Below are 7,841 nucleotides of genomic sequence, written 5' to 3'. Positions count from 1 at the left end.
TCCTTATATTATATCAACAAATGATTATTGCTTTAAGGATATTCTATAAGAGATTATATTGTATGCAATAAAAAACTTATAAAATACTCTGAAACAGGTTTTATATTGTTGTTTCTTGAGAATTTTAACAAGGAATTCTTCTCTTAAGGATTATAAAAGTTTTATAGAAAGGATAGGAATGTCTTGATAAATTGTGCAAAATAGATAAGCAGAGTTTTCTTTTATCAAGGTCAATTTCGCTTTATACAAAGCAAAAAAATCTTCGTCATTATAGACGAAAATTTTTAGATAAAATATTGCAGAATTTAAACTTTAAAGAGCTGCAAGGTTGCTTGCGGCAAATTTTCCTGAACGACGAACTTGAAGAACTTCATAAGAATTTTTTTGCCTTTCATTAAGATTGCTTAGACCAGAACGCTCAACGGCTGAAATGTGTACAAATACATCTGCACTGCTATCACTAGGCTGAATGAATCCGAAACCTTTTGTTGTATTAAACCACTTAACTGTTCCTGTAGACATAGGAAACTCCTTAGACATATAATTATATTGTATACTGAAGCTTATAATTCTTCAATACGGTTGTAGATCGAAATTAGGTGGGAGAAGCTTCGCCAAAAGTGCAGAACGCACAGGAAAGAAAGTCACGTAACCGAAAATTCAATAGAACTTATATAAAAGCCTTTAGCATAAAAAGCAAGCTTTAATTGCTACTTTTTATACAAAGAAACAATCGAGAAAGAGCATCAAAAGCGTATGCTTTTCCACATAGCAAGAAATTCAACTGAAATAACTTTGCAGGGCACGTACTTCAAGGCGCTTTTTTTTGAGTGCTTTGATCGCTTCTACGACAGCTTCAGCTCCTGCTATTGTTGTATAATAGGGGACATTTTGCATGAGTGCTGCATAGCGTAATGATTTGGAATCTGATATGGCACTGGGAGTGCTGGTTGTATTAAAAATCAATTGAATTTGGCGATTACGAATAGCATCTTCAATATGCGGGTGTCCTTCTAAGACTTTGTTGATTTTTTTTGCCTCAACATGATGTTCGGTGAGAAACTTTTGTGTTCCACTTGTGGCAACAACAGAAAAACCAAGCTCTATTAAACGTTTTACAGAATTTAAGATGCGTTTTTTGTCTTCATCTCTTACAGAAACGAATAAAGTTCCCTCCTTAGGGAGCTTTACACCAGCTCCAAGTTGCGCTTTAGCAAAAGCAAGCGCAAACTCATAGTCAAGTCCCATAACTTCACCAGTTGAGCGCATTTCTGGACCAAGAAGTGTATCAACACCTGAAAAACGAGTAAAAGGAAAGACGGCTTCCTTAACGGCAATATGTTGTTTTTTCTTCGAAGAAGGTAATCCACCATAAGCTTGAAGAGCATTGTGAAGCGTTTCTCCTGCCATAATACGTGCAGCCATTTTAGCAATAGGGCGACCAATTGTTTTTGCAACAAATGGAACTGTTCGTGAAGCACGGGGATTGACTTCTAAGACATAAATAGTGTCATCTTTAATGGCATATTGTACATTCATTAAGCCACGAACATGAAGTGCTTGTGCTAATGCTTTTGTTTGGCGTTCTAATTCAGCGACGATGCTATGTGAGAGCGTATGGACTGGTAAAGAACATGCTGAATCACCGGAGTGAATTCCTGCTTCTTCAATATGTTCCATAATCCCCACAATCAGTGTTTCTTTGCCATCACACAGACAGTCAACATCTACTTCAATGGCTTCTGTTAGATAGGTATCAAAGAGAAGCGGATTTTTACCAAGCAATATATTGATTTGTCCTGTTTTATCATTGGGATAACGGGCTTTGATATCTTCTGGAATTAATTCAGGAACACTTTCAAGTAAATAATTTTGCAAGCTCCGTTCGTCACGGATAATTTGCATAGCACGCCCCCCTAAAACATAAGAAGGACGTACAACCAATGGGAATCCTAGCTCATGGGCAGTAAGGCGTGCTTGTTCGATTGAGTGGGCAATTCCATTTTTAGGTTGTGTTAAGTTCAGTTTAAATAACAGTTTTTGAAAGCGATCTCTATCTTCTGCTAAATCGATGGCGTCAGGTGAAGTCCCTAAGATGGGAATGTTGTGTTTTTCGAGGGCGCTTGCCAATTTCAATGGTGTTTGTCCGCCAAATTGAACGATGACTCCAACGAGTTCGCCTTTTTCCTGTTCTGCTTCTAAAATAGCAATAACATCTTCTGTGGTTAAAGATTCAAAGTAAAGATGATCAGAAGTATCATAGTCAGTTGAAACGGTTTCAGGATTGCAGTTAATCATAATCGCTTCAAAGCCTGCATCACGAAGGGCAAAGGCCGCATGGCAGCAACAGTAATCAAATTCAATCCCTTGTCCAATGCGGTTTGGACCACCGCCTAGAATAGCAATTTTTTTGCGTTCAGAAACGTATGCTTCTGAGTTTTCTATACCGGCAAAGGGAACTTCATATGTTGAATACATATAGGCTGTAGGAGAAAAAAATTCAGCAGCACAAGTATCAATCCGTTTGAAGACTTGTTTAACATTCAGTGATTTACGCAAAGTGGTGATATCATCGGGTTCTTGTCCGGTAAGGGTGGCTAATCGCGCATCTGAAAATCCCATAGCTTTTAACATACGTAAGTTATCTGGATCTTGAGGCAGTCCATAGATGCGGATACGCTGCTCCATTTCAATGATGGAGGCTATTTGTTCTAAAAACCACGGGTCAATTTTGCTGATTTGATGAATTTCATTTAAGGGTAAGCCTGCGCGCATGGCTTCAGCAATATAGCGTAGACGGTCAGGACTTGGTATAGCAATGGCTGAGCGTATAGAACTTTTTTCATCACCTTCAGCATGTTCTGGGATGATAATTTCATCAAGACCTGTCAGTCCTGTTTCAAGTCCACGGAGTGCTTTTTGTAATGATTCTTGAAAAGTACGTCCAATGGCCATGACTTCTCCTACAGATTTCATAGCCGTCGTGAGGACAGGTAATGTCCCAGGAAATTTTTCGAAAGCGAAACGAGGAATTTTTGTCACGATATAGTCAATAGAAGGCTCAAATGATGCTGGTATCGCACCACCTGTGATATCATTTTTTAATTCATCAAGTGTATAGCCAACGGCTAATTTTGCGGCTATCTTGGCAATAGGAAAACCCGTTGCTTTTGAAGCAAGCGCTGAAGAGCGAGAAACGCGGGGATTCATTTCAATAACAATGAGACGCCCATTTTCAGGATTGACAGCAAACTGTACATTGGATCCTCCCGTTTCAACACCAATTTCACGCAAGACAGCAATCGAAGCATTGCGCATACATTGATATTCTTTATCGGTTAAGGTGAGAGCAGGTGCTACGGTAATCGAATCACCGGTATGAATCCCCATCGGATCAATGTTTTCAATAGAACAAACAATGATACAGTTGTCGTTCTTATCACGAACAACTTCCATTTCATATTCTTTCCACCCTAAAACACTTTCTTCAATTAAAACTTCTGTTGTAGGAGAAGCTTCAAGCCCACGTTCAATAATTTCATAAAATTCAGAGCGATTATACGCGATTCCACCCCCAGTCCCACCAAGGGTAAATGAAGGACGAATAATAGCTGGAAGTCCAACAACATCAAGCGCTTGAACTGCCTTTGCTGTTGCGTGGGCGATATAATGTTGTTTGCGATCAGCTTCGGTATGTCGCCAGTTGCGTTCAAGTTCTTCGAGGGCTTTTTCAAGGGCTGCACCAGAAAGTTTTTCTTTAAGTTCATCACGCATTTTTGCATATTGTTGGCGATTTTCTTCTTTCAGTTCTGTTGCATTGGCTAACATAGACCGTGGTGTTTCCAAACCGATTTTTGCCATCGCTTGGCGGAATAAAGCACGATCTTCCGCTTTATCAATAGCTTCGGCATTGGCCCCTATCATTTCAACATCATAGCGGTCTAAAATACCCATACGCTTTAACGATAAAGCGGTATTGAGAGCTGTTTGTCCTCCCATGGTGGGCAAAAGGGCATCGGGACGTTCGTGGGCAATAATTTTAGCAACAATCTCAGGCGTAATGGGCTCTATATAAGTTGCATCAGCCAAATCTGGGTCTGTCATAATCGTGGCGGGATTAGAATTGACCAAAATAATTCGGTACCCTTCTTCTTTTAACGCTTTACAGGCTTGTGTGCCTGAATAGTCAAACTCACATGCCTGACCAATGATAATAGGTCCTGCTCCGATGATAAGAATAGATTTTATATCTGTGCGTTTGGGCATGGTTTTTTCCTATAACAAATATCCGTGTACGATTGTGGCAAGAAAAATATTTAAGTTTTGAGGCTACAGTCATTTTATAAGTTAAGTGACAAAGAAAGTAAGCACTAAAATACCTTTTCCATGCTTTTTTTCATAAAATTTGGAGATAAATTCCTTTTGGGGGTTGAGTTACCTTATCAGTATATCAAAAGGATAAACCTTTTATAAGAAAATAAGAGAGTTACGAAACACAAGAATATTCAAGAATTCGTGAGGAATAAAACATAAATCATTACGCTTTGATGAAGGTTCGTAAAATGAAATGGGAAGTTTATCTTTGTGGTTTTGTAAAACACTACTGTTTAAAGCGGTGATATAGGGTATAAAATTATACATGAGGTATTTTTTGTTAGAGTGTGTAACAAAATTCAATCTAGGACTTGTCAGGAAAGTTTATGAAGTGAATTATATTGAAGAAGTTGAGGTCGGAAACTGTGAGAGAAGAAGCTGGTTTATTTAAAAATTGGCTCTGGTCTCAGTCTTGCTTCTTTAGGGAAAGCAGAAAGCAAATCTCTGTCTGTTTCCATTCCATAAAATAGTAAGGGGGTATTTTAGTACAATAACGAAGAAGATAATTCCAGAATAATCATGTTTGGTTTTAAAAGATGGTCAATAGTCTCCCTTTATTTTATAGATGATGTTCAAAACTTTTAAAAACATAAAGAAAGTTAAAATGCTGAACATTTCTCAAAAGAGAATATTCTGTCTGACAGATGTATCCATAGGAAAACTTTTGGTGGCTAAATCTCAAAAAGGGATTTGTCATGTAGCGTTGGGAGATACGACAGAGCAATTATTACAGGAGTTTTCGGTACGCTTTGGTGATGCGCAACAAGTTGGGGGAGATACTATATTTATTCGAGAAGTTTCTCATATTATAGCCATGATAGAAACGCCTAAATTGGTGAAAAAATATGAATTCCCCTTAGATATAAAAGGGACAGTTTTTCAACGGCAAGTATGGTCACTATTATGCAATATACCGTGTGGTGAAACAACTTCATATGAGGGATTAGCGTGCCGTGTGGGGGTGCCAAATGCTTTTCGTGCCGTGGCGAATGCATGTGCACGTAATGAATTAGCTGTGATCATTCCTTGTCATCGTGTTGTGCGTAAAAATGGTTTTATTTCAGGGTATCGTTGGGGCATTAAACGGAAAAAGATTTTGCTACAACGTGAACAAACAGAGGAGATTAAAAACAAATTTAACTTTGTGTAATGGGCATTATAATCGTTACCGTAGTTCCTTTCATTTCTTTTGAAGTAATTTCAAGTTTTCCTTTGTGTAGTTCTAATAAGGAGCGTGAAATAGCTAATCCAAGACCTGAGCCCGTATGGGATTTAGTAAGCTGATTTTCAACTTGTTCAAAAGGTTGACCAAGTTTTTTGATGGATGATTGCGGAATACCAACACCTGTATCTGTAATTTTAAAAATCAGGTTATCTTTTTTCTTGAAAGCGCAGACATCAATATTTCCACCAGAAGGCGTAAATTTAACCGCATTAGAGATGAGATTAAGGAAAATCTGTTTCATTGCACGTCCATCAACTTCAGCATGAAGTTCTGGGGTGATATTTGTTGTAACAGCAATATTTTTTTCTTGAGCTTGAGGCGTTAGTGTTCGTACTGCTTCACTAATGATGGGCTCAAGATCGGCATTTTTACAATCAAGCGTAAATCTTCCAGCTTCGATTTTTGACATATCAAGGATATCATTGATAAGGGTTAGAAGATGGGTCCCTGAATTGTAAATATCATGCATATATTCCTTATAACGTTTTGAACCAAGGGGGCCAAAAGTCGATTGTAACATGATATCTGAAAAGCCAAGAATAGCATTCAGAGGTGTGCGCAATTCATGAGACATATTGGCTAAAAATTCTGATTTAGCTTTATTAGCACTTTCGGCACGCTCTTTTTCTGCTTTTAGACTTTTATTAAGTTTTTCAACTTCTGTTGCGCGTTGTTGAGCACTCCCTCGTGTACGTTTGAGTTCTTGAATAAAAGAAAAAAGCCGCCGTTCACTGTCTTCAAATTTTTCCTGTTGTTGTTTAAGCTCAGAAATATCCGTACCAATACAAACCAATCCTCCGTCTTGGGTTCGCCGTTCATTAATTTTAAGCCAACAACCATCTGCCGTTTGGCGAATACTGGTTAAGTTACCGGTACCATCATCTTTGAGGGGATATTCACTGAGTGCAGGGCGTGCCATGGCTTCAACAGTTGCACGTTGAATCCCTGACTGTAGAATTTGTTTAGGAATAGCGGCATATTCGCAAAATTTGCTGTTGGACATAACTAAACGTCCCTCAGCATCCCACAAGACAAAAGATTCTGAAATATTTTCAATCGCATCACGGATGCGAAGGTCGGCTTGCGCTGTTTGTTCAGCCAATTGTTGCTGTTCACTAATGTCGAAGGAAATACCAACCAAATGGGGTTCTTCTTCTTCAGTAACTTCGGCGCGAAGTCGCATCCATACATAATGACCATCAGCATGACGCATAGGAACATTGATATCGATATGCTTTTTTTTGCCTCTCATTAATTCTTGAGCAAGGTCAAAAAAATTGGCATCATTAGGATTAATAATGGCGCTAATTTGAGAAATCGAGAGTAATGCATCTTGAGGAACATAGCCAAGCATGTCGTACATTGCTCGTGACCAATAGACACGTCCACTTGCCATATTCCAATCCCATAATCCACAACGCCCACGCATCATTGCCATATCAATACGGTTTTGAATTTTTTCGGAAACAAGATCTGTTTTACGTGCTCGTAAAAGTTGATTATAATAAGCATAAAGAAGAGCGAGAATAATACCGCTTGTTCCAATGAAGAGGGTTATATTAAGCGAAAAAAATTTGCGCCATTCCATAGCACTATCTTGCATTTTTTCGCTAATGAATACCCCATATTGCCCGTTTGCTGTTTGGTGAAATGAAGCAAGAGCAGGGGTATCCTTGCTTATTGTAATTTTCATAATCCCAGCGTGTTGTCCAAGAGATTGTAAAGCAATGCTGTCAGAGATAAAATCTTGCAAAGGTTTTCCTAACACGATATCTGAACTGGATGAAGCCAAGACATTGCCTTTTTGATCAACAATGGCGATTAAAGAGCTGGGACTAATAAGATCTTGATTGCGAAAAGTGGTGAGGATATTTTGCAAATGATCATGGGAAAGGGTAGAGACTTTTCCTTTCTGAGAAACAACCAATAAGTCACGATCAATTGTCTGGGTAATATGAGAAGCTAAGAGAGTAAGGGTAGAACGCGTGCTTTTATCAATTGTATTGCGCCAATCATAGATTGATACAAAACGAATGACGGTAAGGACAATCAGAAATGTGACAATGACAAATGGAAGTGAGCGTCGTAACCAAGGTTCAATAAAGAGAAGCTTTTGGTAATCAGAGCCAGAAAACAGATGAATACGCTTTGTCTGCGCTTTATGGCTTTGAGCGCTCGATTTTGAATCAGCATATATTTCCGTTGGCGCATTGTATGCGTCCAATTTAGTCATCTCTTGTTC

The 7,841-nt window shown here is 38.6% G+C and carries 4 protein-coding genes; 1 reads left to right on the top strand and 3 read right to left on the bottom strand.

Annotated elements, in window-relative coordinates; translation table 11 throughout:
- Positions 1–312: 312 nt before the first annotated feature.
- Positions 313–522: a cold-shock protein gene (locus HWX04_RS03730; protein WP_175868875.1), complete on the bottom strand. Its 210-nt coding sequence runs from the start codon at positions 520–522 to the stop codon at positions 313–315.
- A 258-nt stretch (positions 523–780) separates the two neighbouring features.
- Positions 781–4,266: a carbamoyl-phosphate synthase large subunit gene (gene carB, locus HWX04_RS03725; protein ID WP_175868874.1), complete on the bottom strand. Its 3,486-nt coding sequence runs from the start codon at positions 4,264–4,266 to the stop codon at positions 781–783.
- A 712-nt stretch (positions 4,267–4,978) separates the two neighbouring features.
- Between carB and HWX04_RS03720 the strand changes: the two genes are divergently transcribed.
- On the top strand, positions 4,979–5,524 hold the full coding sequence (locus tag HWX04_RS03720) for a methylated-DNA--[protein]-cysteine S-methyltransferase (RefSeq protein WP_175868873.1): 546 nt from the start codon (positions 4,979–4,981) through the stop codon (positions 5,522–5,524).
- Here HWX04_RS03720 and HWX04_RS03715 read toward each other — a convergent pair.
- Positions 5,511–7,832 carry a sensor histidine kinase gene (locus HWX04_RS03715; RefSeq protein WP_175868872.1) on the bottom strand — a complete coding sequence of 774 codons (2,322 nt, stop codon included), beginning with the start codon at positions 7,830–7,832 and terminating at the stop codon, positions 5,511–5,513. The genes HWX04_RS03720 and HWX04_RS03715 overlap by 14 nt on opposite strands.
- Positions 7,833–7,841 lie beyond the last annotated feature (9 nt).

It is taken from the genome of Bartonella gabonensis (genome assembly GCF_903679515.1).
GTDB classification, from domain to species: Bacteria; Pseudomonadota; Alphaproteobacteria; order Rhizobiales; family Rhizobiaceae; genus Bartonella; species Bartonella gabonensis.
The sequence above is the reverse complement of the archived record's forward strand: the minus strand, read 5'-3'. Positions and strand labels throughout refer to the sequence as shown.

What these genes read in the sequence shown, in the direction of transcription:
- HWX04_RS03730 (WP_175868875.1), bottom strand. Translation starts at nt 522, where the DNA reads ATGTCTACAGGAACAGTTAAGTGGTTTAATACAACAAAAGGTTTCGGA.
- carB (WP_175868874.1), bottom strand. Translation starts at nt 4,266, where the DNA reads ATGCCCAAACGCACAGATATAAAATCTATTCTTATCATCGGAGCAGGA.
- HWX04_RS03720 (WP_175868873.1), top strand. Translation starts at nt 4,979, where the DNA reads ATGCTGAACATTTCTCAAAAGAGAATATTCTGTCTGACAGATGTATCC.
- HWX04_RS03715 (WP_175868872.1), bottom strand. Translation starts at nt 7,832, where the DNA reads ATGACTAAATTGGACGCATACAATGCGCCAACGGAAATATATGCTGAT.